The organism is Tepidiforma flava, from assembly GCF_027594505.1.
Taxonomy (GTDB): Bacteria; Chloroflexota; Dehalococcoidia; order Tepidiformales; family Tepidiformaceae; genus Tepidiforma; species Tepidiforma flava.
Map to the genome: position 1 here is coordinate 1,616,975 of NZ_CP115149.1, position 25,305 is coordinate 1,642,279.

The following is a 25,305-nucleotide window of genomic DNA, read 5'->3' on the forward strand; positions in this document are numbered from 1 at the left end:
GGGTTCCGGGCGCCGCTCGTCGTGTTCCCCTGGCCCCACGCCCGCCACTTCGCTGCTCCGCCTAGGAGGCGGGCCCGTTCCGGTACGGCGCCGGCAGCCGCGTCGCCCGCAGCCGGTCCAGCTCCGCCCGCGTCGCCTCCAGCTCGGCCTGCAGCCGCCGAATCTGCTCGTTCATCCGCAGGATGATGTCCACCCCCGCGAGATTCACGCCCAGCTCATCGATCAGCCGCTGCGCCGTCCGGATCCGCTGGATGTCCGCGTTCGAATACATCCGGATGTTCCCGCCCGTCCGCTTCGGGCGGATGAGGCCAACCTTCTCGTAGTACCGCAGCGTCTGCTGGTGCATCCCCACCAGCCGCGCCGCGATGGAGATGACGTACATCGGCTCGTCATCGTCGACCGGGAGGCCCGTGCCGTTCTTTTCGTCCTGCGCCATCGGTCACCTCCTTCCCTCAGGGTCGAACCCCGGCGCCGCGCAGCTCCCGCAGCGCCTCCCAGTGCTTCCGCTCTTCCGCGCTCAGCCGGTCCGGCAGCACGGCCCGCACCTTCACGTACAGGTCGCCCCGTTTGCCCGCCTGGCCGAGCACCGGCATCCCCTTGCCCGAGAGGCGGAACTGCTTGCCGTTCTGCGTCAGCTCCGGGATGCGCAGCGCGACCCGCCCGTCGATCGTCGGCACCGTCACCTCGCCGCCGAGCACCGCATCGATGACCGGGACGTCGACCTCCTCGTAGAGGTCGTCGCCCTTCCGCTCGAAGCGCGCGTGCGGCAGCACCGTCACCAGCAGGTAGAGGTCGCCCGGCGCGCCCGTGCCCGTCCCCGGCCGGCCTTCGCCCGCGATCCGCACCCGCGAGCCCGTCTTCACGCCCGGCGGGATGCGCACTTCGAGCCGCCGCAGCTTCATCGCCGTGCCCATCCCTTCGCACGCGTGGCAGAGCGCCCCCGCAATCTCCCCGGTCCCGCCGCAGGTCCGGCACACCTCCGGCGTCTGCAGGTTCAGCGTCCGCGTCGTCCCGTGGAACGCCTCCTCGAGGCTGATCTCCACCGGCGTTTCGACGTCCTGGCCGCGGCGGTTCGCGCCCATGCCCCGCGGCCCGCCGCGCTCCCGCCGGAACAGCGTCTCGAAGATCGAACCGAAGTCGCCGAACGGGTCGCCGCCGTTCTCCCGCCCGAAGGGCGCGCCGCCGGCCCGTCCGAACGGAGTGCCGCCGCCGGGCCGGGCGCCGGCCGCCTCGAACTGGTCGGCCAGCTCCCACTGGTCGCCCCAGCGGTCGTACTTCTTCCGCTTCTCCGGGTCCGAAAGCACCTCGAAGGCCTGGTTGATCTCCTTGAAGCGCGCTTCGGCCGCCTTGTCTCCCGGGTTCACATCCGGGTGGTACTTCCGGGCGAGCTTCCGGTAGGCCGCCTTGATCTCCTTCTCGGTGGCGGTCCGGCTGACGCCGAGCACCTCATAGAAGTCCTTTGCCATGCCCCTGAGCATACCGCCTCCCGCCGGGCTTTGCAAGATTTTGACGAAAAGCCTGATAACGCATGGCTCAAACCTCTTGACAGCGTGATGCGTGCTTTGCAGAATAGGGTCGAAACCACGACAGCCAAGGAGGTGCACCGATGGCCAATGCGCTCACTCGCTGGGACCCCGCCGCGGAAATCACCGCCATGCGGAACCTCATGGACCGCCTCTTCGAGCAGTCCTTCGGCCGCTTCCCGGCCTTCCGCAACGGCAGTGAAGACCTCGGCCCCATCAGCCTCGCCCTCGACGTCATCGAGCAGCCCGATTCCTTCGTGATCAAGGCCGCCGTGCCCGGCGTCGACCCGAAGGACGTCGATATCTCCGTCGAAGACGACGTCCTCACCATCAAGGGCGAATTCAGCCACAAGGAAGAGGCGAACGAGGAGAACTACCTCCGCCGCGAAATCCGCTACGGCAGCTTCCAGCGGCAGCTCCGCCTCCCGCCCACCGTCGACGCCGAGAAGGCCAGCGCCAGCTTCGAGCACGGCATGCTCCGCCTCGTCCTTCCGAAGAAGCCCGAGGCCCGCGCCCGCTCGATCAAGATCACGCCGCAGGGCGTCGTCGAAGGCCAGGCCGTCTCCAACACCAACTGATCACCCGCTGAGGGGAACCAGCACCGCGGCCCCGGTCACCGACCGGGGCCGTCTTCGTTCGCCCGCGAACCGGGCTTGCCGACGCGCGCGTGCGGCTCAGTCGCAGCCGCCGTCGTCGAACCGCTCCCCGCCGGTCAGGTGCACGAGCGCCGCCCAGCCGGCCAGCACCGCCCCCAGCCCCAGCACCGCCGCCCCAGGGGCCAGCAGCACCGACGCCTTCGCCAGCTTCACCGCGCCCGCGCCCAGCACCGCCGCCAGACCGCCCAGCGCCGCGCCGCGCCAGAGCAGCGGCCCATCGCCCACCGTCAGCAGCGGCTCCCGCGCCTCCTCGTGGCCGCAGGCGTCAGCCCCGGGTGCCCCGCCCATCCCCTCAGCCGCCATTCCGCTGGTCCGGCGGCAGCATGTTCGGAATGCCGTCGGTGATCGGGTAGCGCTCCCCGCACCCGAGGCAGACCAGCGTCCCCGACATAATCTCCCCCTCCGCCTCCTCCGCGTCGCGCAGCTCCAGCTCGCCCCGGCAGACGGGGCAGCACAAGATCTCCAGCAGCAGCCGTTCCATGCCCACATCCTACCCCGCCGCCCGCCTGTGCGCCTTGGCGCATTCCGCCCCGGTCGCCGACCATACGCTGGCGTGAACTGGCTCGACCTCCTCCTCATCGCGGCCATCGGGCTCTCCGCCTGGCGCGGCTACGCCAACGGCTTCATCCGCGAGCTCGTCATCCTCGTCTCCGTCATCCTCGCCATTCCCATCGCCGGCGCCCTCTACGCCCGGATGTTCCCCAAGGTCGACCCCATCATCGACAACGAAGACCTCTCCGCCGTCATCTCCTTCCTCGCCATCATGGCCGGCGTCATCATCGGCGGGAACGTCGCCGCCCACCTCCTCAAGCGCACCGCCGAGATGCTCAACCTCGGCGGGCTCGACCGCCTCGCCGGGGGCCTCTTCGGCATCCTCAAAGCCGCCCTCGTCGCCCAGGCCATCCTCATCGTCATCGTCCGCTACCCCAGCCCCGACCTCCGCGACGACATCCAGGGCTCCCGCACGGCCCGTATCCTGCTCGACGCGGCGCCCCTCACCCTTGCCTTCCTCCCCCAGACCTTCGAAACCGGGGTCGAGCTCTTCCGCAAGGCCGCGGACGCCATCGACGAGGCGGCCGGCCCCGCGCCGACCCCCGCCCCGTGACCCACGACCCCCTCGCCGCGCTCCGGCAGCCCTCGTTCGCGGCCTATGCCGCCGCCCGGCTCGCCTCCGCCGTGGCGATGACGCTGCTCAACGCCGCCATCCTCTACCACGTCTACCAGCTCACCGGCTCCGCCTTCCAGCTCGCCTTCATCGGCCTCGCGCGGTTCCTGCCTTCGCTCGGCCTCACGCTCGTCGGCGGCGCCGTCGCCGATGCCCGCAACCGCAAGGTCATCGTCATGGCCGCGCTCTGCGTCCCGGCGGCGGCCTCCGCAGCGCTCTTCGCCGCCACGGCCGGCGGCACCGTGAGCGCGCCGCTCATCTACGGCCTCGTCCTCGCCGTTGCCGTCGCCGCCGCGTTCGAAAACCCCGCCCGCCAGGCCCTCCTGCCCCAGCTCGTCACGCCCGAGACCTTCCCCAACGCCATCGTCGTCAGCTCCACCATCCAGTCGCTCGGTTTCGTCACCGGCCCGGCGCTCGCCGGCCTCTGCATCGCCCTCGCCGGCGTCGAAGCCGCCTACGCCGTCCACGCCGCGCTCGTCCTGCTCACCATCGGGCTCACCGCGCTCCTGCGCCCCCGCCCCATCGCCGGCCCCCGCCGCGCCGTCTCCCTCGCCGCCATCCGCGAAGGCCTTCAGTTCGTCATCCGCCGCCAGCCGATCGTCGGCGCCATGACGCTCGACATGTTCGCCGTCATCTTCGGCGGCGCCCAGGCCCTCCTTCCCATCTACGCTACCGACATCCTCGGCGTCGGCGGCGTCGGCTACGGCATCCTCGCCGCCTCCCTCGAAGCCGGCGCCCTCCTCATGTCCGTCATCCTCATCTTCCTCCCGCCCATCCGGCCCGCCGGCCGCGTCCTCCTCATCACCGTCGCCCTCTTCGGCCTCGGCACCATCCTCTTCGGCCTCTCCCGCAACTTCTACCTCTCCGTCGCCACGTACGCCGCCATCGGCATGGCCGACCAGGTCTCGGTCGTCCTCCGCCAGACCATCATCCAGCTCGCCACACCCGACGACCTCCGCGGCCGCGTCTCGAGCGTCAACATGCTCTTCATCGGCGCCTCCAACCAGCTCGGCGCTGTCGAATCCGGCCTCGTCGCCGGCCTGGTAAACGCCACCTTCGCCGTCGTTTCCGGCGGCATCGGCACGCTCGCCGTCGTCGCCATCGTCGCCGCCCGCCTCCCCGGCCTCCGCCGCTACCGCATCGAACCCCGGGTCCGCGCCGGCTGACCCGCGGCCCGCCCGCCGCTCTGCCATACTGCCGCCATGTCCGACCCCGCCAGCGACGCCATCGCCCGCGAAATCGACGCCCTCCTCGACGCCTACGACCGCGAACTCGAGTACTTCGAAACCACCGCCGCCCTGCTCATGCCGCTCATGCGCGACCTCCTCGCCGCCATCGATGCCGCCTTCGCCGCCCCGGGCGACCCGCAGGTCCTCGAAGGCGCCCGCAACGCCCGCGCCCGCTACGTCGACGCCCTCGCCGGCCTCAGGCCGCTCCTCGACGACTGGGTGCGCATCCGCGGCTCGAACTGGCGCGCCTGGGAGGCCGAGCACGCCATGAGCGACGCCCAGTACGCCCGCCTCGAACGGCTCGCCGCCCGCGAGACCGCCCTCGCCCTCGGCCGCGACGATTTCGACCGGCTCCAGGAAAAGGTTCGCGGCCGCCTTCTCCTCTTCGAAGAGGCCGACCGCGGCCGCTGACTACACCTCGCCCGGGTCGATCACCGGCGGCAGCGGGTGCGGCCCGTGCGGCTCGAACACCCGCGGCTCCAGCAGCACCGAGTTCAGCAGCATCGCCGGCAACTCCGCCAGGATGTACTCGAACGTCAGCGGCCCGCCCGGTCGCCGCCACGAGAAGTTGTTGTTCGTCGCGAACATCAGCGTGTACGCCACCAGCCGCGCATCGCGCGGGATGAACACCCCCGCGTCGACCCCCCACTTCACCACGTCCATCAGCGCATGCTCGTAGTCCCGGTCCGCCTCCCGCACCCGCTCCCGCCCTTCCGGCGACAGGTTCCGCGAGCGCCCGCCCACGTAGCTCGCCCGCACGATCGTATGGTGCTCGCCCATGATGAGCAGGTCCCGCAGCGCGTTGAAGAGCGCTGCCTCCGGGCCCGGCGCCGCCGCGATGATCGCCCGCAGCCGCCGCTCCGCCGTGCGCACCGCTTCCACCGCCACCTCCACCCAGAGGTCCTCCTTGCTCCGGAACTGGTAGTAGATCACCGCCCGGCTCGTGCCCATCTTCGCCGCCACGTCCTCCAGCGTCGCATCGGGCAGCCCCTTCTCCAGCACCACCTCCGCCATCGCCCGCATGATCTCCCGCCGGCGGGCCTCCGCACGCGCCGGGTCCTGCACCCGGTAGCCTCGCAGACCGAACTCGTCGCCCATCGTTCCCTCGCCCGCCGAAAATTCTCGCACGCAGGCCGTTGACAACTCTACCACTCCCGCGGTAGGTTGAGCGCCTTCGGATAAACACACGCGTCTAATCTTTGCTGTCGGGTTGGGCGCGTGGTCCGAAGCGGGCCCGGGAGCGGTGTGCAGGCTTTGTAGGGGCGCCTGCACACCCCCCGGAGCCATCCGAACCTCCCATACCCCCGGCGGGCGAGCGGACCGCAATCCGCGACACCCCCGAAAACGTACCAACGGCAAATCGGCGCTATTGACAGCGCCTATGCAGGGCAGTAGAAGGCACACATTCGCGCCGAACTAACCTTCGGCGCCACGCGAAACATGGGGGAAGGGACATCATGAACCGCGAGAACTACTGGACCACCCGCTTCCGCCGCCGCCGCCTCCTCACCGGCGGCGCCGCGGCCGGCCTCGGCGCCGCCGCGTGGGCTCTCGCCGGCTGCGGCGGCGACAGCGACAGCGGCTCCGGGCCGACACCCACCCCCGCCGGCGTCCGCCCCGGCACCCCCACCGCGCCGACGCCCACCACCCCCGGCGAAGTCGTCAAGAAAGACGGCACCCTCAAGCTCCGCCAGGGCGCCATCTTCGCCACCATCAACCCCTACGGCGGCCTCGACAGCGGCCTCCTCTGGGGCTTCACCATCTTCGACCACCTCTGGTACACCCCGCTCGATACCGGCATCCGCGAAAACTTCCTCGCCACCTCCATCGAACAGCCGGACCCGCTCCACTTCACCGTCAAGATCGGCGAGGCCTACTTCCACAACAAACCCCCCATCAACGGCCGCCGCGTCAAAGCCCAGGACGTCGCCGCCTCCTACATGGCCGCCCGCCAGCAGACCCGCATCTCCAACTCCTCCTGGTGGACCCAGGTCCTCGACAACGTCGTCGCCGTCGACGACTCGACCATCAACTTCACCCTCAAGCAGGTCGACGCCTGGACCTTCTCGTCCACCAACGGCGGCAGCCCGATCGGCTCCTCCATCCTCCCCGAGGAGATCGCCAAAGACCCCTCCTTCATGGACAAAGACCTCATCGGCTCCGGCCGCTTCGAATTCGTCTCCCACGAAAACGGCGCCAACTTCAAGCTCAAGCGGTTCGACAAGTGGCGGATCGCCGGCGAACCCTACCTCGCCGCCCAGGAATACCGCCTCATCCAGGAACAGGCGGCCGCCCTCGCCGCCTTCTCCGCCGAGGAAATCCACCAGGTCGCCCTCAACAACAAGCTCGAACGCGATGACCTCGTCAAGCGCCACGGCGACAAAATCGTCATCGACGCCGAAGACTCCCGCTCCGTCTGGACGGTCCTCCCCCGCGGCGACGGCCAGTGGGCCGACCCCCGCGTCATCCAGGCCATCTCCATGTCCATCGACCGCCAGGAGCTCATCAACCTCATGAACTTCGGCGAAGGCAAGGTCAGCGGCCCCGTCCCGCCAGCCTTCGGCGAAGCCCTCCCCGAGGCCGACCTCAAGGCCACCTGGGGCAAGTACGACCCCGCCGAGGCGAAAAAGCTCCTCGCCGCTACCGCCTTCGATACCTCGAAGGAATACAGCATCAAGTACATCACCCCCGGCGACCGGAACCAGCAGTTCGCTCAGATCGTCCGCTCCCAGCTCGAAAAGAACCTCGGCCTCAAAATCAAACTCGTCGGCGAAGACCTCGGCCGCTGGCTCCAGCAATCCCTCTACGGCTCCCAGTACGACGGCTTCATGGTCTACGCCTCCCTCGCCTACGACGACCCTTCCTCCTACATCGGCGGCTACGCCAAGCAGATCGGCGGGCGCCCCAACTGGGCCGGCTACAGCAACGACGAGATGGACCAGCTCGTCCAAAAGCAGAAGACCATCCTCGACGACGCCCAGCGCAAAGCCGCCGTCCAGGACATCCAGCGCAAAGCCTGGGAGCGCGGCGCGCCCTTCATCCCGACCTTCATCGCCATCACCAACACCGCCACCTGGGCCTACGTCAAAGGCCGCGTCGTCGGCCGCGGCAGCTACGGCCTCTTCAACGGAAAGGTCTGGATCGACAAGTAACCCCGGGAGAGCGGCATGCGCCAGTACATCCTCCGGCGGCTCGTCTACGTGCCGCTCATCATGGCGATCGTCTCCGTCCTCGCCTTCTTCACCCTCCGGATGCCGTGGGCGATCGACCCCGTCACCCTCTACGTCAACCAGAACACCACGCTCGAACAGGAACAGGAGATCCGCCGCGAGCTCGGCCTCGATAAGCCGCCGCTCCAGCAGTTCTTCATCTGGCTCGGCCAGGTCGCGCGCGGCGACCTCGGCGAAACCTTCCGCTCCCGCCAGCCCGTCTGGCAGGAAATCGCCCGCCGCCTTCCCGTCACGCTCGAAATCCTGATCCTCTCCATCTTCTTCTCCACCCTCTTCGGCGTCACCTTCGGCGTCATCACCGCCGTCAAGCAAAATACGCCGATCGACTACCTCTTCCGCTTCTTCGCCGTCTTCGGCCAGTCCATCCCCGATTTCTTCCTCCTCATCCTCCTCATCGTCCTGCCATCCATCTGGTGGAACTACTCGCCGCCGGTCGGCGGCCACATCCCCTTCACGCAGGACCCGCTCGAAAACCTCCGCCTCTACCTCCCGCCCACCATCCTGCTCGGCGTCGGCGGCGCCGCCGCGATGATGCGCCTCACGCGCAGCTCCCTCCTCGAAGTCTTCCGCCAGGACTACATGCGCACCGCCCGCGCCAAGGGCCTCCCCGGGCGGGCCGTCGTCCTCCAGCACGGCCTCCGCAACACCCTCATCCCCATCGTCACCCTCATCGGCGGCCAGATCACCGCGCTCTTCTTCGGCTCCCTCATCCTCGAACAGGTCTTCTCCATCAACGGCCTCGGCCAGTTCTTCCTCGTCTCCTCCGTCACCGGCGACTTCCCTGTCATCCAGACTCTCGTCCTCTACACCGCCATCGTCGTCATGGGCATGAACCTCCTCGTCGATATCTCCTACGCTCTCATTGACCCCCGGGTGAAGTACACCTGATGGCCGCCACCACCGCCGCCTCCCGCCTCGATTTCGCGCCCGCCTACCGCCGCCCGGGGCCCCTCCGCCGCCTGGGCCGCACCGCCCGCCAGCACCCCGCCGGCGTTTTCGGGTTCATCGTTCTCGTCCTGTTCGTCTTCACCGGGATTTTCGGCCCCGCCCTCGCTCCCTACGACCCGGACGCCCTGAGCGTGGGCCGCCCGCTCGAAGGCCCCTCCCTCCAGCACCCCTTCGGCCTCAACCAGAACGGCCAGGACATGTTCAGCCGCGTCATCGCGGGCGCCCGCGTCTCTCTCATCATCTCCTCCGCCGCCATCTTCATCGGCGCCGCCTCCGGCGCCTTCCTCGGTATCCTCGGCGGCTACTACGGCCGCTGGCTCGACTACATCATCCAGCGCTCCGGCGAGGCCTTCGCCGCCTTCCCCTCGCTCGTCCTCTACTTCATGCTCCGCGCCGCGCTCGGCCCCGGCATCGAAGCCATCATCGCCGCCATCGCCATCGGCGCCCTCTTCGGCGGCAACCGCGTCCTCCGCTCCGCCACCATCATCGAAGCCCGCCAAACCTACGTCGAAGCCGCCCGCGCCATCGGCTGCTCCGAATGGCGCATCTTCATTCGCCACGTCGTTCCCAACGTCCTCCCGCTCGTCATCGTCATCATGAGCGGCGCCCTCGGCGGCGCCATCCTCGCCGAATCCGCCCTCTCCTTCCTCGGCCTCGGCCCCGATGTCGTCTCATGGGGCCGCGACATGAGCGGCCAGAACCTTTCCATCGCCCGCACCGGCTACTGGCACGTCGTCGTCTTCCCCGGCATCGCCATCAGCCTCGTCGTCCTCGGCGCGAACCTCCTCGGCGATTCCCTCCGCGACATCTGGGACCCGCGCCTCCGCCGCTGACCGCTCCCGCGCCTCAGGCCCGCGCGCGCCGGAACTCCCCCTCCTGCCACGCCCGGATGGTCAGCAGCAGCGCGCTCACCACCGACACGAGCACCGGCGTCAGGACGAACGTCCACGTCCCGAACGACCGCCCGTTCGCCGCCCAGAGCGCGCCCAGCGTCAGCCCCATCCCGATCACCGTCCCCGCCGTATACGTCAGCCGCGCCTCCCGGCTCTCCCGGTAGCGCATCCCGCCCAGCCAGAGCGCAATCGCCGGGAACCCCGCTGCGAAGAAATAGATGAGCGCCACCGCAACGCCGAACAGCCACGCCCAGCCGAGCGCCCCCGCGGCCACGTGGAGCGCGAACGCCCCGGCGAACCCGAGCCCGGTCAGCCCGATCCCCATCACGGATTTCGGCATCGCCTCCACGATACCACCGCGCCCCGGCGGCCTCACCCTGCCAGCGCGCGCACCAGCACCACCCCGGCCACGGCCGCCGTCTCTGCGCGCAGGATGTTCGGCCCGGCCCGCAGGAACAGCGCCCCCTTCCGCCGGAGCAGATCGAGCTCCCGCTGCGAAAAGCCGCCCTCCGGGCCGCACACCACCGCCACCCGGCCCTGCGCCGGCAGCAGCGGCGCGAGCTCCGCCGGCCCCATCCCCTCCCGCTCCATCGCCACCACCGCGCCCCGGAATCCGCCGAGCAGCCGCTCGAGGCTCCCGCCCGGTTCGATGACCGGCAGGTAGAGCCGCTCGCACTGCTCGCTCGCTTCGATGGCGATCCGCTCGAGCCGCTCCAGCTTCGCCTCCGAGGGCTCCGCGCCCCGCTGCCCGAACTCCATCGCCGCGAGCCGGATGATGTCGGCGCCAGCCTCGGTGCACTTCTCCACCGCCCACTCCAGCCGCTGCGCCCGGATGATCGGCAGCCACGCCTCCACCACCGGCTCCGGCGGCGGCTCCTGCCGCGCCATCCCCGTCACCTCGGCGAGCACCCGCCCCCGCTCGGCCGCCCGCACCACCGCCTGCCACTCGTGCCCCTCGCCGCCGAACAGCCGCAGCTCGTCGCCCGGCCGCGCCCGCAGCACCGTCGCCAGCCGGCTCGCGGTCTCCCCCGTCAGCGCCACCGGCCCCGGCCCCAGCTTCGCCGCCACGTAGACCCGCGGGATGTGCCCCATCCCCGCTAGCCTACACCCCCGCCGCCGGGCCGCATTGCCGCCCCCACCCCCGTTTGCCATACTGGCCGTCGGTCCTTTTTCGCAACGGACACGCCACCCCCTACGAGGTTACCATGCCAAGGCGCCTGGCCGTCGGTGTCGGCTTCACCGGCAGCCCCGAACAAAACCGCCAGACCATCGAGAAAATCAAGGTCGCCGAAGAAGTCGGCGTCGAAGCGGTCTTCACCGCCGAGACCTGGGGCCGCGACCAGTTCTCCCTCCTCACCCAGATCGCCCTCAACACCAGCAAGATCAAAATCGGCACCGGCATCGCGCCCGTCTACGGCCGCTCCCCCGCCGTCCTCGCCATGACCTTCGCCACGCTCGATGAGCTCTCCGGCGGCCGCGTCATCATCGGCCTCGGCACCTCCGGCTCCCGCGTCATCGAACACTGGCACGGCGAGAAGTTCTCCAAGCCCATCCGCCGCACGAAGGAATACGTCGAGATCATCAACATGATCATCAGCGGCGAAAAAGTCTTCTACGACGGCGAAATCTTCAAACTCCAGCGCGGCTTCAAGCTCCTCTTCGAACCCCCGCGCAAGCACATCCCCATCTTCGTCGCCTCCATCTCGCCGAAATCGATGGAATCGCTCGCCACCTGCGCCGACGGCTGGATGCCCATTTACTGGCCCAAGTCGAAGTACCAGGAGGCGAGGGAGTTCATCAGCCGCGCCGCCGTCGCCGCCGGCCGCCCCGCCGACGCCGTCGAATGCGTCGCCCAGCTCACCGTCGTCATCAACCCCGACATCGAAAAGGCGAAAGTCCAGGCCGCCGGCCCCATCTCCTGGTACGTCACCAACATGGGCGACTTCTACCACGAGATGCTCGCCCGCAACGGCTTCGCTGAAGAAGTCGCCGCGATGCGCAAGGCCGCCGAGACCAGCAAGCCGATGCCGTTCGGCACCACGCCCGAAATCATGGCCGCCATGGGCGACCGCATGCTCGAAGAAACCGCCGTCTTCGGCGACATCGAAACGGTCGCCGCCGGCGTCGAAGAGCGCCGCCAGCTCGGCGTCGACCTGCCCGTCATTACCATGCCCCAGGGCAGCCTCAACGAGGTCGAGCGCATCCTCGGCACCCTCGTCTCCTAGTCGGGGCGCCGCACCCCATCACGCGACACGGCGGGGAAGCCTTCCCCGCCGTGTTCCTGTTCTGTCCTCCCAACTCCCAGCTCCGAACTCCTTACTCCTACACGCCCATGGCCCGCGCGAGCGTCTCCAGCACCTCCAGCGCCTCCGCCGGCGACCCCACGACGACGTCCGCCAGCTCCGGGATCTGCGGCGGCGTCTCCTTCCCGCCCGAGACGCCGACCAGCAGCACGTGCAGCCCCTGCCCCCGCGCCGCCTCGAGCGCCGCCTTGAACATCGCCACGTCCGTCGCATCGTCCCCCATCGCCAGGAGCGACTTCGCCCGGTAGCGCCGGATGAGCGCCGTCAGCGCCACCCCCTTCCCCGCGTTCGCGTTCGGCAGCACCTCGAGCACCATCCGCCCCTCGCGCAGCCGCAGCCCCTCGGGCAGCGTCGCCAGCGCGGCCCGCAGCGGCGCCTCCAGGTCCGGCGCCTTGCGGAAATGGAACGCTGTCGAGACCGCCTTCCGCTCGATGTGCAGGAACGAACTCGGCACCGCCGTGATCACCTGCTGCTCCACCTGCTCCAGCGCCGCGCTGAGCGCCACCCGGTTCACCCCCGGGATGAGCGGGTCATCGAACGACGCCTCCAGCCCGTGGCTCCCGACGACATCCACCCCCTCCACCGGCACCATCCGCCGCGCCGTGTTCAGGTCGCGCCCCGTGATCACCGCCACCTTCGCCCGCTGCGCCAGCCGGTCCAGCACCGCGAGCGTCCCCGGCGGCACGCGCGCCTCCGAGGCGTTCGCCACGATCGGCGCCAGCGTCCCGTCCAGGTCCGAGGCGACCAGCAGCGGCCCCCGCGCCGCGGCCAGCGCCTTGATGCGCTCGATGGTCTCGATCGTCAGCATGTCCCCTCCAGGTCGTCGAGGAATCGCTCCCCCCAGGAGCGGGCGTCCCGCTCCCGCACCAGCGCGATGAACCGGTCGCTGATGCGCGCCGGCCGTCCCTCCAGCCCCTCCGTCAGCCCTTCCAGCAGCGACTGCTGGTCCAGCGGGTCCACCGCCCGCAGACCGTCCCTGCCGTCCCCGCCGTACACCTTCGTCACCCCGGCATCGACCCCCGCCAGCACCACCGCCCGCTCCTCCGTCGGCCGGAGCGACTGCGCGATCGCCGCCTGCAGCGGCACGAGGTTCATCCCGTCCGCCAGCGACGACGTGAACACCACGTCCGCGTCCCGCTGCAGCGCCACCACGTCGTCCCAGCCGACTGCAGCCCGCACCTGCGTGAACGGGCAGCCGACCCAGTAGGCCGCCTCCCGCGCCCGCGCCGCCTCCCGCTCGATGGCGGCTTCCAGCGCGCCGTACACCTCCACCCCCTCCCGCGTCGGCGAGGCGATGCCGATGTAGGCGAACCGCTTCCCCTGCCGGTACGCCTCCGCGATCGCCCGCAGCCGCTCCGGGATGCCTTTCGTGAAATCGCCGCGCTCCAGCCCGACCACTACCGGCAGCCCCAGCTCCCGCGCTGCCCGCACCCGCGTCACCGGCTTCGCCCGCCGCGCCGCCGCCAGCACCTCCTCCGGGTCGATGCCGACCGGGTACGCCCCGACCCGCACCAGCCGCCCGTCCACCTCCAGCCCGCCCGCCGCCGGGCGCGCCCCCGCCAGCTCACACGCCGCCTCGGCAAACCGCTCAGCGTCGCCCGGCGTCTGGAAGCCCGCAAGGTCCGCGCCGAGCATCCCCCGCACGATCTCCGCCAGCCGCTGCCGCACCTCCCCCGAAAGGTACGGCCGAATGACCGCCAGCGACGGGAACGGGATGTGCAGGAAGAAGCCGATCGGCCCCCGGAACTCCCGCTCCCGCAGCATCGCCGGGACCAGCGCCAGCTGGTAATCGTGCACCCAGCAGCTCTGCGCCCCGTCCTCCTCGCAGGCTGCCTCCGCGAACGCCCGGTTCACGACAACGAACGATTGCCAGCCCGCCGCCGAAGGCGGCTGCGGCTCCGGGTAGTACGGCGTCGCCCGCGGCAGGTCGACCCGCACGAGGTGGAACAGCGGCCACGTGAAGCTGTTCGCTACCTCGCCGTAGTGCCCCTGCCACGTCGCCGACCCGAAGAACAGCCGCCGGTGCCGCAGCGGCCCCCGAGGCGTCTCGAGAATCTCGTACCCCCGCGGGTCCACCCATTCGCGGTCGAACCGCCCCATCCCGACGCCGATCCACGTCGTGCCCGAATGCCCGTCCCACGGCGCGATGACGGGGCGGACCGCCGCGAGCAGCCCCCCGCTCGACGCCGTCGACGGCGAATCTGCCCACCGCGGCGCCTCGTGGTCGAGGAACGCGCGGTTGGCGAGGATGAGCTGGGCGCGGGCCGTCACCCTTTCAGTAGGCCGCATGACTGCCGGCCCGATCAACTCCCAAATCTGCCGCCACCGCAGATTGCGATGCAGCCGCAACCCCGCTCAGGCGAGCAGCGCACTCGCCGTCCCCGCGATCGTCTTCGTCCCGTCGTCCTTCTCCGTCCACACGTCGAGGTGCGCCCGCCGCCGCCGGCCCTCCGGCGTGATCGCCCGCACCGCGCCGCGCGCCGTCACCGCCTCGCCGCCCCAGAGCACGTTGATCAGGTTCAGCGACATCCGGCCGCCGGCCAGCCAGCCCAGCCCGAACCGGTTCGTCAGCATCTCCGAGATGAACACCGTGCTCAGCGTCCCCTGCACGACCACATCCGGGAACCCCAGCTTCCGCGCCTCCTCGCGGTCGTTGTGGTAGTTCCGCTTCGGCCCGCTGAACGCCATGCACAGGTCGAGGTCCGCCACCCGCCGCACCGGCTCGAGCACCTCCAGCGGCTCGCCTGCCGGCTCCTCCGGCCGCGCGGCCTTCCGCGCCGCCTGCTCCTTCCCCACCACCTCCGCCCCTTCCGCCCCATCGCGCAGGAACGACTGGTGGCACCGCCCGCGCGACACCATCACGTCCCCCTCGTCGAACACGCAAAACTCCAGCACCACCACGTCCCGGTCCTTCCGCAGATACCGGTCCACGATCATCCCGTGCGTCCAGAGCCGGGTGCCGACGGGCACCGCGCGGAACAGCTCCCACTCCTGCTTGATGTGGAGGTTCCCGTACAGCTTCGGCAGATACCAGTCCCGGAGCCGGAAGGCGTACTGCTCGCTGTGCAGCAGGAGTGCCGGCGCCACCGGCCCGCCCAGCGGCGACGGCCCCGTGTACCACGGGTTCGCATCGCCCGTCGCCCGCGTGTACTGCGCCACCATCGCCGCATCGGCGAGGTACTCGTGCCGCCCGAGGTACTTTCCGACGTAGCTGTCATCATCCCATTCGGCCATCGCGCATCCCTCCGCCCGCGCACCCTACCACCGACCCCGCCGCGGCCGTCAACTGCCCGCCGCCGGCGACCCGCCGCCCGGCTCCCGGGGCCTCCGCTTCATCCACCAGGCAGCAGCCTGGTGCCGGCTCTGCACGCCCAGCTTCGCAAGGATGCGGCTCACGTGCGTCTTCACCGTTTCGGGCGAAATGCCGAGCATGGCCGCGACCTCCGCGTTGGTCCGGCCCTCCGCGACCAGCCCGAGCACCTCCGCTTCACGCGCTGAAAGCCTGCAGCCCGCCATCGCCGCCGCCCCGGCCTGGCTGTCCCCGGGCCGGCGGCGTGCCCGCCGCTTCCCGCCGGCCCGGCCGAATCGCTCCCGGATCTGTCCTCACTGCCGCGCCGCCGCCTGGCAGGCCGCAACATCGCCGGCCGGCGCTCCCGGCCCGACGGCCTCCGCCATCTGCCGCAGGTCCATGCCCGGCCGGGTCGCATACCCCTTCGCCGCCAGGCACTCGGCCATCCGGTCCCAGGCTGCCTGGTGCGCGGCGTACGCCGGCCCCGCCTGCCAGGCCTCCAGCACCGGGCTGAACAGCCGCTCGACGCAGGCGAGGTGCGCCGACCCGACACGGTCCAGCGCCTCCTTCGACGCCGACGACGCGCCGCCGAAACTGATCACCCCGTCGGGGTCGGTGAAGGTGGCCGGTCCGATGGTGACCCCACCGACCTCCGCGGCGGCCGACCTCGTGCAGGCATCGGCCGCAGCGAACGCGCCCGCCACCTCATCCCGTGTCACGACCCCGTCGGCGAGTATCGCCAGCACCGTCGCATCGGCCGAGGCGCGCAGCCGGTCGAGCACCGGCGCCGGCACCTCCCGTGCGGCTGCGCCGCCAGGCTCGCCGCCCCGCCCCGGCTCCGCCCGCACGGCAGCGTCCGTCAATGGCGTGCCCGTCTCAGCCGACCCGGAGGCCGCCCGCCACGTTGCAAACCCGGCGGCAGCGAGAACCGCCGCTGCCAGGACACTGACGGCGACCATCGTTCGTTGCATCATCGTGTTCCTCCTGCATCGCGAGCCGCCCACACCCCGGGCCTGGCCGCCCGCCGCGCCGTCGGCTCACGGCTCCTGTGTGCCGCCCCACTGGGAATACCCCCAGCCCGCCACGTAGACCTGATGGGTTCCCACCAGCAGTGTCGCCGGTGACCCGCCGTACTGAATCCAGCTCACGCCCCAGGCGCTGTACTGCAGCAGCGTATCCTGCCACGTCCGCCCGTCGTACCACTGCAAACGAACGGCGGCGCGGTCCACGCAGCTCGAAGGCCCTTCAGTCCGGGCCCACCCAACGGTCGGCGAGCTGAACCACGTCGCTCCCCACCACGTGCACGCGGGCCATCCGTCACTCCAGAAGCCCGTCCCGGCGCGTGCCGCTCGCGGCCCGTCGCTCGCCAGGACCAGCCCGCCGGCAAGAACAACCCACGCGGCCAGCAGGACCGCCGCCCGGGGCATCGTTCCTCACCTCCTTCCGGGGCGCCCCTACCCTACACGCCCCGCACCGCCGGCGGTATCCCCCATCGGGGGATAGGCAGGACGAAAAAGCCGGCGTACCGGAAAGATTTGGTTAAGCCCCGAGCGCCCGCAGCCGCTCCTCGAGCCCCGCCGCCCGCTCCCGCGTCTCCGCTGCCGCCGCCTCCATCCCCTGCACCACATGCTGCGGCGCCTTCGCCCGGAACGCCGGGTTCGCCAGCTGCTTCTCCAGCCGCTCGAGGTGCGCCCGCGCCTCGGCCAGCTCCTTCTCCAGCCGCGCGCGCTCCGCTGCCACGTCCACCTGCGGGAGCGCCACCGCCACCTCCGTATCTGCCACCCGGCCGAACGCCCATTCGCCCGGCGGCAGCGCATCGCCCTCGCCCAGCACCGTCAGCTCCACCCGCGAGGTGAAGTTCGTCGCCGCCGCCGTCTCCCGCAGCGCCGCCGCGTAGCTCCCTGCGCGAACGACGGCCTGCGGCCGCGCGCTCGCCTCCAGCCGCTTCTCCGCCCGGATGTTCCGGATGGTCCGGTTCACCTCGATGACGTGCGCCATCGCCGCCTCCGCTGCGTCGTCGGCCCAGTTCCCGCCGCTCTTCGGATACCAGGCAACGATCAGCTGCGGCGCCATCTCGTCATCCACCCGGCTCCGCAGCGCCTGCCACAGCTCCTCCGTCACGAACGGCATGAACGGGTGGAGCAGCCGCAGCCCGTGGTCCAGCACGTGCACGAGCACCTTCAGCGGCCGCTCATCGCCCGCCTGCAGCCGCGGCTTCACCATCTCGATGTACCAGTCGCAGAACTCGCCCCAGAGGAAGTCCTCGATCTGCCGCGCGCATTCGCCCAGCTGGTACGCCCGCAGCAGCGAATCCACATCCCGCTCCAGCCGCTCCAGCCGCGACAGGATCCACCGGTCCTCCAGCGCCAGCGTCTCCCGGTCCAGCGGATGCGGCCGCTTCAGCTTCCGCTCGCCCACCCGCATCAGGACGAAGCGCGCCGAGTTCCACAGCTTGTTCGCGAAGTTCCGCGCCGCCGCCATGCGCTCGTCGCTGTACCGCTGGTCCTGCCCCAGCGTCGCCCCCGTCACGATCGCGAACCGGAACGCGTCCGCCCCGTACGTCTTCGCCGCCACCAGCGGGTCCACCACGTTCCCGCGCGACTTCGTCATCTTCTCGCCATGCTGGTCCCGGATCAGCCCGTGGAACAGCACCGTCCGGAACGGCACCGCGCCCTCCGGCCCCCGGTGCCGCATGTTGTAGAGACCGAACATGATCATCCGGGCGCACCAGAAGAACATGATGTCATAGCCCATCTGCATGTCGGTCGTCGGGTAGAAGTAGCGCAGGTCCTCCGTGTCGTCCGGCCAGCCGAGGTCCGCGTGCGGCGCCAGCGCCGAGCTGAACCACGTATCGAGCACGTCCTCGTCCTGCCGGAGCGAACCGCCGCACTCCGGGCAGGCCGCCGGGTCCTCCACCTGGCAGATGGTGTGGCCGTTCTCGCAGTACCACACCGGGATCTGGTGGCCCCACCACAGCTGCCGGCTGATGCACCAGTCCCGGATGTTCTCCATCCAGTTCAGGTACACCTTCTCGAACCGCTGCGGCACCATCCGGATCCGCCCCTCGGTCACCGCTGCGATGGCGTCCCCCGCCAGCGAATGCCCCGGCGCATACTCCTTCGTCACCGCCACGAACCACTGCTCGCTCGGCAGCGGCTGCACCGGCGTCTTGCACCGGCTGCAGTGGCCCACGCTGTGCGTGTACTCCTCCACGCGGTCGAGGAATCCCTCGTCCTCGAGGTCCCGCAGGATCGCCGCGCGCGCCTCGTCGACCGTCATCCCCGCGTACGGCCCCGCCTCCTCGTTCATCCGCCCCTTCAGGTCGATCGCCACCACTACCGGCAGGTCGTGCCGCTGCCCGATCTCCCAGTCGTTCGGGTCGTGGCCCGGCGTCACCTTCACCGCGCCGGTGCCGAACTCCATCTTTACGTGCTCGTCCGCCACCACCGGGATCTCCCGGCCGATGAGGGGCAGCAGCAGCATCCGCCCGATCTTCTCCTCGTACCGCTCGTCCGCCGGGTTCACCGCCACGCCCGTGTCGCCCACCATCGTCTCCGGCCGCGTCGTCGCGACCACGACATAATCCGGGAGCGGCATCCCGCCTTCGCCGACCACCGGGTAGCGGATGTACCACAGCTTCGAGGCCACTTCGAGGTAGTCCACCTCGAGGTCGCTTAGCGCCGTTTCGCAGCGCGGACACCAGTTGATCATCCGCAGCCCGCGGTAGATCAGCCCGTCCCGGTACAGGTTCACGAAGGTGGTGCGCACCGCCTTCACGATCTGCGGGTCGAGCGTGAAGACGTCCCGCGTCCAGTCCGCGCTCGCGCCGAGCTTCCGGTGCTGGTCGGCAATCCGGCTCCGGTATTTCCGCACCCACTGCCACGTCCGCTCGATGAACGCCTCCCGCCCGAGGTCGTGCCGGGTCAGCCCTTCCTTCGCCAGCTCCTTCTCGATGACGTTCTGGGTCGCGATGCCCGCGTGGTCCTCGCCGGGCAGCCAGAGCGTCGGGTCCCCCTGCATGCGGTGCCAGCGCACCAGCGCGTCAGTGATCGCATCCTCCAGCCCGTGGCCGAGGTGGAGCTCCCCGGTCACGTTCGGCGGCGGCATGATGATGCAGTACGGCTCCCGCCCGGGGTCGATGCGCGGCTTGAAGTAGCCCGCCTCCTCCCACATCCGGTAGATGCGTTCCTCGACGTTCGCCGGTTCGTAGGCAGGCGGCAAAACGGGCCCCGGCGTCTCAGTCGTCATCGAAGCAAACCCTGGCGGCGAAAGAGTGGTGCGGCGCGGCGCGCCTGGCCCTCAAGTGTAGCAGGGCCGCCCCTTCCGGCCTCCCGCACGGGCCACGCGCCGTCAGCTCGCCAGCGGCAGCTGCCGGGCTGGAGCCGCTGCCGGCGTGTTCGCAGGCTGGCGCGCCGCTGCCGTCCGCCCTCCCGGCACCTCCACCGACGGCCCCGCCCCGAGCACCCGCGCCGCCGCCGCCGCCGCCCCCTCGAGCGCCGGGACCAGCGGCCGCACCAGCGCCGCCAGCTCGTGCCCGCGGTGCAGCGGCCCGGCCGCGCGAAGCCGCCAGCACCGCACCCCGCCGCCCGCCGCGGTCACTTCCACCTCCAGCCCGCGGCAGCTCGCCCCGTGCGCCGCGAGCACCAGCCCCAGCCGCTCCAGCGCTGCCGCGAGCCGCTCCCCGTCACCGGCCCCGCCACCCGCACGGCCAGCCCCTCCCGCCGCGGCAGCGCCCGCGCGCGCCCCGCGCCGGGCAGACCACCGCCCGCCGCGCCGCGCGCGCCGCCGCCTCAGCCTCCTCCCATGTGTCGGCGACTGCCGCCCGCACATCGAGCCCCGTCCACGCCCGCGCCAGCCCCGCCAGCGCCTCCGCCGCCGCGAGCTCGTGCGCGAACCGACCCTCCAGCCCGGCCAGGTCGACCGCCACGGCCTCCCGCGTCGCGGCCGCGACATGCGGTGTCGCTTTCACGCGCAACACTCCCGTCAGCCGCTCGAGCTCGTCCAGCTCCGCTGCGGGCTTCGCCGGGACCGCCGCCAGCGCAGGGCACCGGGCGCGCGCTGCCTCGAGCGCCATCCCGGGCGCCACGCCGGCAGCCGACGCCTCCGCCGAAGCGGACGCGACGACCAGGCCGCAGCCCCGCGGCTGCACCGTCGCGAGCGGCCGCCCGCGCAGCCCCGGCGCCTCCCGCCGCGCCAGCTGCACCGAAAGCCGCGGCATCGCCAGCACCAGCACCCGCATCGCCAACCCTCCTCTGTCACCGGAGTCCTTCGAAAGATAGAACAAATGTTCTAACTCTGCAACGAGCCCGGCCCGCCTTGCTGAACCTCCCGCTCGTTAACGCTACGATCCCGGCCATGACAGCCCACCTCCCCTCCCTCCGCGAGGCCGACCCCGCCAACCGCGCCCGCTACGGCGGCAAAGGCGCCTCGCTCGCCGCCCTCGCCCGCGCCAGCTTCGAAGTCCCCGACGGCTTCATCATCCCCGTCGACGTCGCCGCCCGCCTCCGCGGCGAACCCGCCGCCTGGCCCGCCGACCTCCGCCGCGAACTGCTTGCCCGCCTCGCCGCCCTCGTGCCCGCCTACGAACCGGTCGCCGTCCGCTCTTCCGCCGCCGATGAGGACGGCGCCGCCGCCTCCTTCGCCGGCCAACACGAAACGGTCCTCGGCGTCACCGGCGGCGATGCCTTCATCGACGCCGTCGCCCGCTGCCTCGCCTCCGCCGACGCCGAATCCGCCCGCGCCTACCGCCAGTCGGTCGGCGCCGACGCCGAAGCCGCCATGGCCCTCGTCGTCCAGCGCATGGTCCCCGCCGTCGCCGCCGGCGTCGCCTTCTCCATCGACCCCGTCACCGGCAGCCGCGACCATGTCGTCGTCGAGGCGGTCGCCGGCCTCGGCGATGCCCTCGTCTCCGGCCAGGCCGAAGGCCAGCGCTTCGTCATCCACCGCCAGTCGCTCGCCATCCTCGAACGCCCCCACGCCGCCCCCGTCCTCTCCGACGACCTCGTCATTTCGGTCGTCCGCGCCGCCCTCCGCGCCGAAGACCTCTTCGGCAGCCCGCAGGACATCGAATTCGCCGCCGATGACCGCGGCAAGCTCTGGCTCCTCCAGTCGCGGCCGGTTACCTCCGTCGCCGCATCTGCACCGCGCCCCGACGGCCTCGGCGGCTGGTTCTCCGAGTTCGATACCCCCACCTCCGACGCCGACCTCTGGACCTCCGCCAACGTCCAGGAGATCCTCCCCGGCCTCCTCACGCCGCTCACCATCACCACCTTCAACCAGACCGTCCCCCGCGCCTACACCGAGGACTACCACGAACTCGGCCTTCTCTCGGCTGACGAGAACCCCGTCTTCATGGGCTGCTTCTACAACCGCGCCTTCCTCAACATGGAAGCCACCCGCCTCATCGCCTCCCGCGTGCTCGGATTCCGCGAAGGCGCCCTCGAACAGCAGTACCTCGGCGGCCCCATCGAAGACGGCTGGCGCACGCCGCTCCCGCGGCTCAAAACCTGGCGCCACCGCATCCTCACCGCGCCCCGCATGCTCCGCCTCATGGCCACGCTCTCGAAGCAGGCCGACCGCGCCGAGCGCGCCGTCTTCGATGCCGAGCAGAAGGTCCGCGCCGTCGACCCCTTCACCCTCTCCTCCGCCGAGCTCCAGCGCTACCGCGAGCGCATCCTCGATTTCGCCGCCCGCATCTCCCGCGTCCACCTCCGCGTCACCGGCGTCGCCGGCTCCGGCTACGACACCATCCTCGCCCTCGTCCGCCCCGTCCTCGGCGACGAAGCCGAAGGCCGCGTGCCCACGCTCTTCACCGGCCTGCCCGGCGTCGAAAGCGCACGCATCAGCCTCGACCTCTGGGAGCTCTCCCGCACGGCCATCGAAACCGGCATCGCCGAACGCCTCCGCGAGCCCGGCTTCGACCCCCGCGACCCCGCCCTCCCCGCCCGGTGGCAGGAGCGCTTCGCCGCCTTCATCGAACGCCACGGCCACCGCGGCCTCAACGAGATGGAGACCGCCGCAAAAACGTGGCGCTGGGACCCCGCTCCCGTGGTCGAGATGGTCGCCTCGTACCTCGATATCGACCCGGAGCACGCGCCGCCCGCCGTCCTCGCCCGCCAGGAGGCCGAACGCCTCGCCCTCACCCGCGAGATCGACGCCCGCCTCAAGTGGCCGCAGCGCCGCATCTTCCGCTGGCTCCTCCCCCGCGCCCAGGGCTGGGTCGCGCTGCGCGAGCGCACGAAATCCATCCTCGTCCGCGCCGCCCGCCTCGGCGACTGGCATCTCGCCGCCGTCCAGGCCCGCCTCGTCGAACTCGGCGTCATCCGCGAACCGGACGACATCTTCTTTCTCTCCCACGAAGAGGTCTCCCGCGTCCTCGGCAACGGCCTCCGGCTCGACCTCTCGGCCAGCGTCACCGCCCGCCGCCGCGAATTCGAGCGCAACCGCCACGTCATCCTTCCCGAGCGCTTCCGCGGCCGGCCCGTCCCGCTCCAGCCCGCCGAAGCCGGCCACGCCGGCGATGTCCTGAAAGGCACGCCCGTCAGCCCCGGCCGCGTCACCGGCCGCGCGCGCGTCATCCTCGACCCGAAGACCGACGGTCCCCTGCAGCCCGGCGAAATCCTCGTCGCGCCCGTCACCGATGCCGGCTGGACGCCGCTCTTCGCCCTTGCCGCCGGCCTCGTCGTCGATATGGGCAGCGCCCTCAGCCACGGCAGCACCGTCGCCCGCGAATACGGCCTCCCCGCCGTCGTCAACGTCCGCCAGGGCACCGCCCGCATCCGCACCGGCGACCTCGTCGCCGTCGACGGCATCGCCGGCACCGTCACCATCCTCGAAGAGCCGCCCGCCGCCTGACGGCCCTGCCCCTGCGCCTCAGCGGAACAGCGGCCGCACCCCGCAGCGCCCGGTCACCGTATCGATGCACGGGTCCGGCCCGGCGTACTTCCCGAGCAGCCGCCGCCCGGAGGCCTCCCGCGCATCGAGCAGCATCCGGAACGCCGCCAGCTCCGCATCGGTCAGGAGCTCGCCCCGCCAGATCTTCGCGACGCACTCCGCTCCGAACCGTTCGAACAGCGCCCGGTACACGCCCGCATCCTGCCGCGCCGCTGCCTGCCCCGCAAGCCGCCGCCGCTACTGGCCGCCGCCCGCCGCCTCGCCGGCCGCCACCGGCTCCGGTTCCGGCTCTTCGATGTCCCACCGCGCCGGCACGCGCAGGTACTGCACCGTGCCTTCGCCGACCTCGCGCACGACCGCGTCCCACGCCGGCACGTCCCACTCGCTCACGAACGTGTACGAGCAGCCGCGCCGCCCCGCGCGCGCCGTCCGCCCGATCCGGTGGATGTACTCCTCCGGGTTCTGCGGCACGTCGTAGTTCACCACGTCTTCGATGTCCGGGATGTCCAGCCCCCGCGCCGCCACGTTCGTCGCGACGAGGAACTCCAGCCGCCCGGCCCGGAAATCCGCCATCACCCGGTCGCGCTGCGACTGCCGCAGGTCGCCGTGGATCGCCTGCGCCGGCACGCCGGCCGCGTTCAGCTGGGCCGTCAGCCGGTCCACCATCACCTTCGTATTGCAGAAGATGAGCGTCCGGCCCAGCCCCCGCATCTCGTAGAGGTACTGCAGCGCCCGCAGCTTGTCCCGCTCCGCCACCTCGCAGTAGTACTGCTCGACGCCCTCCGCCGTCCGCTGCTCCGGGTCGACCTCCACCCGCTCGGCCCGCCGCATGTACCGCCACACCAGCCGGCCGATGCTCTCCGGCATCGTCGCGCTGAAGAGCGCCGTCTGCCGCTCCTTCSGMGCSKGCYSGRSSRKSKMGYSSMTGYCGCYGCSSGMMSCCGMKGKSCRGCWKCYGGTYCGCTTCGKCCRGCRCSRCGRRYSSSRYSRYSGYCRKCGWSRRYGKSSYSMGSTTGRYGWKGYCGRYCWCCSSGCCGGSCGTCCSAACCRSMAMSKKCRCSCMRYSSTCYMGMMRRTSSWKGTCMGTCTTCACGTCCKGYTCYYSMCCGYCRGCGCCCARKCYKMMMMGYSSYRRRRARSCGSSRGSYKSKYCRYMWCSWMRYSSRSCWRMWWSKCCRSSKCCCKSGYYSSYMCCRGSACRWYCKCSKSSRSCYSYCKYSAASMYGRSKYRAWSCYMSKSKMGMRCGSMWKSMCGWWCGMCAGCGYGCCKYCSCCGTCCCACRWYYSCGCCATGCCCKACGARSWCATCKCSMCSGMRMWCWSCKWCGGCAKCSTCMYCMYSMYSSWYGRSCGYCSSSWMCRKSWMMMCGMSYKCRSCGMYMSCMTSCAGYSCSRKCTSRTCSMCGCCYWSSWYSMGGMMSRCRWCMRMGAKSSSSKCYKYSKCMKSSKSSYSMYYGSCSGCKGCCGSSYGYYSKRCGYSGGSRYCKRCCKCYCCGSCGSYSCYKCCRYYKYCGMYGSCGSCKCCCGCKGCCGCSCSRCCGACMKSCGCSRSYRCCGCGACGGYGGCSKCRKSSKCASSCTCCGCATCTTCGAGCTGAAGAAGCCGCATCATCGCCGCCATCAACGGCCCCGCGGTCGGCGTCGGCGTCACCATGACCCTCGCCATGGATGTCCGCCTCGCCAGCGAAACCGCCCGCTTCGGCTTCGTCTTCGCCCGCCGCGGCATCGTCCCCGAGGCCGCCAGCTCCTGGTTCCTCCCCCGCGCCGTCGGCATCCACGCAGGCCATGGAGTGGGTCGCCACCGGCCGCGTCTTCGATGCCCAGGAGGCCCTCCGCGGCCGCCTCGTCCGCTCCGTCCATCCCCCGGAGGAGCTCCTCCCCGCCGCCTACGCGCTCGCCCGCGAAATCGCCGACAACACCTCCGCCGTCTCCGTCGCCCTCAGCCGCCAGCTCATGTGGCGCGGCCTCGTCGCCGACCACCCGATGAAGGCCCACATGGCGGATTCCCGCGGCATCCTCATCATGGGCGCCAGCCCCGACGTGAAAGAGGGCGTCGCCTCCTAACTCCTCGAGAAGCGCCGCCCCAACTTCACCATGTCCGTGTCGAAGGACCTGCCCGACCTCTTCCCCTTCTACAAGACGCCCGAATTCGAATAGCCCTGCGAAAACCGCCGCG

General features: G+C 71.3%; 27 protein-coding genes and 1 pseudogene. 10 read left to right on the forward strand and 18 right to left on the reverse strand.

Features of this window, described 5'->3' with window-relative positions:
* Positions 1-61: 61 nt before the first annotated feature.
* Together O0235_RS09005 and O0235_RS09010 are read right to left on the reverse strand one after the other, a co-directional pair.
* Positions 62-436, reverse strand: a complete 375-nt coding sequence (locus O0235_RS09005; protein WP_270055459.1) for a heat shock protein transcriptional repressor HspR — start codon at positions 434-436, stop codon at positions 62-64.
* Positions 437-452: 16 nt separating this feature from the next.
* Positions 453-1,466 (reverse strand): DnaJ C-terminal domain-containing protein, encoded by a 1,014-nt coding sequence (locus O0235_RS09010; RefSeq protein ID WP_270055460.1) that lies wholly within the window; start codon positions 1,464-1,466, stop codon positions 453-455.
* A 140-nt stretch (positions 1,467-1,606) separates the two neighbouring features.
* Here O0235_RS09010 and O0235_RS09015 point away from each other — a divergent pair, with 140 nt between their 5' ends.
* Positions 1,607-2,101: an Hsp20/alpha crystallin family protein gene (locus O0235_RS09015; RefSeq protein ID WP_270055461.1), complete on the forward strand. Its 495-nt coding sequence runs from the start codon at positions 1,607-1,609 to the stop codon at positions 2,099-2,101.
* A gap of 96 nt (positions 2,102-2,197) precedes the next feature.
* On the opposite strand, the gene O0235_RS09020 is transcribed toward O0235_RS09015, so the two are convergent.
* A complete protein-coding gene (locus O0235_RS09020) occupies positions 2,198-2,467 on the reverse strand; it encodes a hypothetical protein (protein ID WP_270055462.1) in 270 nt (89 codons plus the stop codon).
* Positions 2,468-2,471: 4 nt separating this feature from the next.
* The gene (locus O0235_RS09025) at positions 2,472-2,660 is read right to left on the reverse strand and encodes a methytransferase partner Trm112 (RefSeq protein WP_270055463.1); all 189 of its coding nucleotides are present in this window, start codon (positions 2,658-2,660) and stop codon (positions 2,472-2,474) included.
* A gap of 72 nt (positions 2,661-2,732) precedes the next feature.
* On the opposite strand from O0235_RS09025, the gene O0235_RS09030 reads away from it, so the two are divergent.
* The 3 genes from O0235_RS09030 to O0235_RS09040 are packed head-to-tail and all read left to right on the forward strand — an operon-like array spanning position 2,733 to position 4,984.
* Positions 2,733-3,284: a CvpA family protein gene (locus tag O0235_RS09030; protein ID WP_270055464.1), complete on the forward strand. Its 552-nt coding sequence runs from the start codon at positions 2,733-2,735 to the stop codon at positions 3,282-3,284.
* On the forward strand, positions 3,281-4,510 hold the full coding sequence (locus tag O0235_RS09035; RefSeq protein ID WP_270055465.1) for an MFS transporter: 1,230 nt from the start codon (positions 3,281-3,283) through the stop codon (positions 4,508-4,510). Before O0235_RS09030 ends, O0235_RS09035 begins: the two co-directional genes overlap by 4 nt.
* Before the next feature lie 36 nt (positions 4,511-4,546).
* A complete protein-coding gene (locus O0235_RS09040) occupies positions 4,547-4,984 on the forward strand; it encodes a hypothetical protein (protein ID WP_270055466.1) in 438 nt (145 codons plus the stop codon).
* Here the strand turns inward: O0235_RS09040 and O0235_RS09045 are convergent, their stop codons facing one another.
* Complete coding sequence (locus O0235_RS09045) at positions 4,985-5,701, reverse strand: TetR/AcrR family transcriptional regulator (protein WP_270055467.1); 717 nt, start codon at positions 5,699-5,701, stop codon at positions 4,985-4,987.
* A 329-nt stretch (positions 5,702-6,030) separates the two neighbouring features.
* Here O0235_RS09045 and O0235_RS09050 point away from each other — a divergent pair, with 329 nt between their 5' ends.
* Genes O0235_RS09050 through O0235_RS09060 form a run of 3 tightly spaced genes read left to right on the forward strand, consistent with a single transcriptional unit; the run spans position 6,031 to position 9,584 of the window.
* On the forward strand, positions 6,031-7,725 hold the full coding sequence (locus tag O0235_RS09050; RefSeq protein WP_270055468.1) for an ABC transporter substrate-binding protein: 1,695 nt from the start codon (positions 6,031-6,033) through the stop codon (positions 7,723-7,725).
* 15 nt (positions 7,726-7,740) lie between these two features.
* Positions 7,741-8,691 carry an ABC transporter permease gene (locus O0235_RS09055; RefSeq protein WP_270055469.1) on the forward strand — a complete coding sequence of 317 codons (951 nt, stop codon included), beginning with the start codon at positions 7,741-7,743 and terminating at the stop codon, positions 8,689-8,691.
* Entirely contained in the window at positions 8,691-9,584 is an 894-nt protein-coding gene (locus O0235_RS09060) for an ABC transporter permease (RefSeq protein WP_270055470.1), read from the forward strand. Before O0235_RS09055 ends, O0235_RS09060 begins: the two co-directional genes overlap by 1 nt.
* A 13-nt stretch (positions 9,585-9,597) precedes the next feature.
* On the opposite strand, the gene O0235_RS09065 is transcribed toward O0235_RS09060, so the two are convergent.
* Together O0235_RS09065 and O0235_RS09070 are read right to left on the reverse strand one after the other, a co-directional pair.
* On the reverse strand, positions 9,598-9,984 hold the full coding sequence (locus O0235_RS09065; protein ID WP_270055471.1) for a hypothetical protein: 387 nt from the start codon (positions 9,982-9,984) through the stop codon (positions 9,598-9,600).
* A gap of 32 nt (positions 9,985-10,016) precedes the next feature.
* On the reverse strand, positions 10,017-10,736 hold the full coding sequence (locus tag O0235_RS09070) for an RsmE family RNA methyltransferase (RefSeq protein ID WP_270055472.1): 720 nt from the start codon (positions 10,734-10,736) through the stop codon (positions 10,017-10,019).
* A gap of 113 nt (positions 10,737-10,849) precedes the next feature.
* Between O0235_RS09070 and O0235_RS09075 the strand changes: the two genes are divergently transcribed.
* Positions 10,850-11,869 carry an LLM class flavin-dependent oxidoreductase gene (locus O0235_RS09075; RefSeq protein ID WP_270055473.1) on the forward strand — a complete coding sequence of 340 codons (1,020 nt, stop codon included), beginning with the start codon at positions 10,850-10,852 and terminating at the stop codon, positions 11,867-11,869.
* Between the two features lie 97 nt (positions 11,870-11,966).
* Here the strand turns inward: O0235_RS09075 and otsB are convergent, their stop codons facing one another.
* From otsB to O0235_RS09120, 9 genes are all read right to left on the reverse strand, one after another.
* Positions 11,967-12,755: a trehalose-phosphatase gene (gene otsB / locus O0235_RS09080; RefSeq protein ID WP_270055474.1), complete on the reverse strand. Its 789-nt coding sequence runs from the start codon at positions 12,753-12,755 to the stop codon at positions 11,967-11,969.
* Entirely contained in the window at positions 12,749-14,218 is a 1,470-nt protein-coding gene (locus O0235_RS09085) for a trehalose-6-phosphate synthase (RefSeq protein WP_270055475.1), read from the reverse strand. Before O0235_RS09085 ends, otsB begins: the two co-directional genes overlap by 7 nt.
* 84 nt (positions 14,219-14,302) lie before the next feature.
* Entirely contained in the window at positions 14,303-15,181 is an 879-nt protein-coding gene (locus O0235_RS09090; protein ID WP_270055476.1) for a MaoC family dehydratase, read from the reverse strand.
* A gap of 48 nt (positions 15,182-15,229) precedes the next feature.
* Entirely contained in the window at positions 15,230-15,463 is a 234-nt protein-coding gene (locus tag O0235_RS09095) for a response regulator transcription factor (protein ID WP_270055477.1), read from the reverse strand.
* 87 nt (positions 15,464-15,550) lie between these two features.
* Positions 15,551-16,210, reverse strand: coding sequence for a hypothetical protein (locus O0235_RS09100; protein ID WP_270055478.1), 660 nt, complete (start codon positions 16,208-16,210; stop codon positions 15,551-15,553).
* A gap of 63 nt (positions 16,211-16,273) precedes the next feature.
* Complete coding sequence (locus O0235_RS09105) at positions 16,274-16,444, reverse strand: hypothetical protein (protein WP_270055479.1); 171 nt, start codon at positions 16,442-16,444, stop codon at positions 16,274-16,276.
* Between the two features lie 331 nt (positions 16,445-16,775).
* Positions 16,776-19,484 carry a valine--tRNA ligase gene (locus O0235_RS09110; RefSeq protein ID WP_270055480.1) on the reverse strand — a complete coding sequence of 903 codons (2,709 nt, stop codon included), beginning with the start codon at positions 19,482-19,484 and terminating at the stop codon, positions 16,776-16,778.
* Between the two features lie 102 nt (positions 19,485-19,586).
* Positions 19,587-19,880, reverse strand: coding sequence for a hypothetical protein (locus O0235_RS09115; RefSeq protein WP_270055481.1), 294 nt, complete (start codon positions 19,878-19,880; stop codon positions 19,587-19,589).
* 40 nt (positions 19,881-19,920) lie between these two features.
* Positions 19,921-20,475, reverse strand: a complete 555-nt coding sequence (locus O0235_RS09120) for a Y-family DNA polymerase (protein ID WP_270055482.1) — start codon at positions 20,473-20,475, stop codon at positions 19,921-19,923.
* Between the two features lie 116 nt (positions 20,476-20,591).
* Between O0235_RS09120 and O0235_RS09125 the strand changes: the two genes are divergently transcribed.
* Positions 20,592-23,090 carry a PEP/pyruvate-binding domain-containing protein gene (locus O0235_RS09125; RefSeq protein ID WP_270055483.1) on the forward strand — a complete coding sequence of 833 codons (2,499 nt, stop codon included), beginning with the start codon at positions 20,592-20,594 and terminating at the stop codon, positions 23,088-23,090.
* Positions 23,091-23,108: 18 nt separating this feature from the next.
* Here O0235_RS09125 and O0235_RS09130 read toward each other — a convergent pair whose 3' ends face one another.
* Positions 23,109-23,321, reverse strand: a complete 213-nt coding sequence (locus O0235_RS09130; RefSeq protein ID WP_270055484.1) for a hypothetical protein — start codon at positions 23,319-23,321, stop codon at positions 23,109-23,111.
* Between the two features lie 45 nt (positions 23,322-23,366).
* Positions 23,367-23,996, reverse strand: a complete 630-nt coding sequence (locus tag O0235_RS09135) for a helicase-related protein (protein WP_270055485.1) — start codon at positions 23,994-23,996, stop codon at positions 23,367-23,369.
* Positions 23,997-24,684: 688 nt separating this feature from the next.
* Here O0235_RS09135 and O0235_RS15810 point away from each other — a divergent pair.
* Positions 24,685-25,286: pseudogene (locus tag O0235_RS15810) on the forward strand (enoyl-CoA hydratase-related protein); the annotation flags it as partial.
* Between the last annotated feature and the right edge of the window lie 19 nt (positions 25,287-25,305).

What these genes read in the sequence shown, in the direction of transcription:
- O0235_RS09005 (WP_270055459.1), bottom strand. Translation starts at nt 436, where the DNA reads ATGGCGCAGGACGAAAAGAACGGCACGGGCCTCCCGGTCGACGATGAC.
- O0235_RS09010 (WP_270055460.1), bottom strand. Translation starts at nt 1,466, where the DNA reads ATGGCAAAGGACTTCTATGAGGTGCTCGGCGTCAGCCGGACCGCCACC.
- O0235_RS09015 (WP_270055461.1), top strand. Translation starts at nt 1,607, where the DNA reads ATGGCCAATGCGCTCACTCGCTGGGACCCCGCCGCGGAAATCACCGCC.
- O0235_RS09020 (WP_270055462.1), bottom strand. Translation starts at nt 2,467, where the DNA reads ATGGGCGGGGCACCCGGGGCTGACGCCTGCGGCCACGAGGAGGCGCGG.
- O0235_RS09025 (WP_270055463.1), bottom strand. Translation starts at nt 2,660, where the DNA reads ATGGAACGGCTGCTGCTGGAGATCTTGTGCTGCCCCGTCTGCCGGGGC.
- O0235_RS09040 (WP_270055466.1), top strand. Translation starts at nt 4,547, where the DNA reads ATGTCCGACCCCGCCAGCGACGCCATCGCCCGCGAAATCGACGCCCTC.
- O0235_RS09050 (WP_270055468.1), top strand. Translation starts at nt 6,031, where the DNA reads ATGAACCGCGAGAACTACTGGACCACCCGCTTCCGCCGCCGCCGCCTC.
- O0235_RS09055 (WP_270055469.1), top strand. Translation starts at nt 7,741, where the DNA reads ATGCGCCAGTACATCCTCCGGCGGCTCGTCTACGTGCCGCTCATCATG.
- O0235_RS09060 (WP_270055470.1), top strand. Translation starts at nt 8,691, where the DNA reads ATGGCCGCCACCACCGCCGCCTCCCGCCTCGATTTCGCGCCCGCCTAC.
- O0235_RS09065 (WP_270055471.1), bottom strand. Translation starts at nt 9,984, where the DNA reads ATGCCGAAATCCGTGATGGGGATCGGGCTGACCGGGCTCGGGTTCGCC.
- O0235_RS09070 (WP_270055472.1), bottom strand. Translation starts at nt 10,736, where the DNA reads ATGGGGCACATCCCGCGGGTCTACGTGGCGGCGAAGCTGGGGCCGGGG.
- O0235_RS09075 (WP_270055473.1), top strand. Translation starts at nt 10,850, where the DNA reads ATGCCAAGGCGCCTGGCCGTCGGTGTCGGCTTCACCGGCAGCCCCGAA.
- otsB (WP_270055474.1), bottom strand. Translation starts at nt 12,755, where the DNA reads ATGCTGACGATCGAGACCATCGAGCGCATCAAGGCGCTGGCCGCGGCG.
- O0235_RS09090 (WP_270055476.1), bottom strand. Translation starts at nt 15,181, where the DNA reads ATGGCCGAATGGGATGATGACAGCTACGTCGGAAAGTACCTCGGGCGG.
- O0235_RS09095 (WP_270055477.1), bottom strand. Translation starts at nt 15,463, where the DNA reads ATGGCGGGCTGCAGGCTTTCAGCGCGTGAAGCGGAGGTGCTCGGGCTG.
- O0235_RS09100 (WP_270055478.1), bottom strand. Translation starts at nt 16,210, where the DNA reads ATGATGCAACGAACGATGGTCGCCGTCAGTGTCCTGGCAGCGGCGGTT.
- O0235_RS09110 (WP_270055480.1), bottom strand. Translation starts at nt 19,484, where the DNA reads ATGACGACTGAGACGCCGGGGCCCGTTTTGCCGCCTGCCTACGAACCG.
- O0235_RS09120 (WP_270055482.1), bottom strand. Translation starts at nt 20,475, where the DNA reads ATGCGGGTGCTGGTGCTGGCGATGCCGCGGCTTTCGGTGCAGCTGGCG.
- O0235_RS09125 (WP_270055483.1), top strand. Translation starts at nt 20,592, where the DNA reads ATGACAGCCCACCTCCCCTCCCTCCGCGAGGCCGACCCCGCCAACCGC.
- O0235_RS09135 (WP_270055485.1), bottom strand. Translation starts at nt 23,996, where the DNA reads ATGCCGGAGAGCATCGGCCGGCTGGTGTGGCGGTACATGCGGCGGGCC.